This is a genomic window from Arthrobacter sp. SPT-J7 (genome assembly GCF_059089965.1).
In genome coordinates, this window is the sequence record NZ_JBNHFF010000560.1 from 1 (window position 1) to 487 (window position 487).

Annotated in this window: 1 protein-coding gene; it reads right to left on the minus strand. The window is 61.4% G+C overall.

Annotated elements, in window-relative coordinates; genetic code table 11:
* On the minus strand, positions 1–454 hold a 454-nt coding region (locus AC5RWX_RS34265; protein ID WP_494100573.1), incomplete at its 3' end, for a multicopper oxidase domain-containing protein.
* Positions 455–487: the final 33 nt, after the last annotated feature.

The following is a 487-nucleotide window of genomic DNA, read 5'->3' on the forward strand; positions in this document are numbered from 1 at the left end:
TGGCGAAACCGGGCAAGCAGAGGTCGTTGGCGTAACCGTCGTACTGCGGCAAGGAGGCTGAACCGTGGAGGTGGGTGGACATGGCCAGGGTGTGGCCCAGCTCCGGGTGCGTGGCGGGAAGCCGGTTGCGCATCCTCATTACGGCCTTGACGCCCCGCTCAATCCTGATGGTGGGACCGGGGAAGATTCCGTTGTACCCCAGGATTGGGGTGGCGTGGTTCGGAAGAATCTTGGCCATGCCCAGTTGCTGCGAGAGCGAGTAGAAGTGGGTTGTCTCGCCGTTGAGAATGACCCTCTTATAGGGCGACAACCTGGGAGGAATGGTCAGGGTGCTTTGGTAGGGCCTGGGCATATCACGATCGGCCAGCGTGCTCGCGGAACTGGCACTGACGGTGGAGATGGGAGCCGTTACCAGCCCTGCACCTATAACGCCCAGGCCGGCGAGTCCACCCATAACGAGGGCCTGCCTTCTTGAGATGTCCATAAT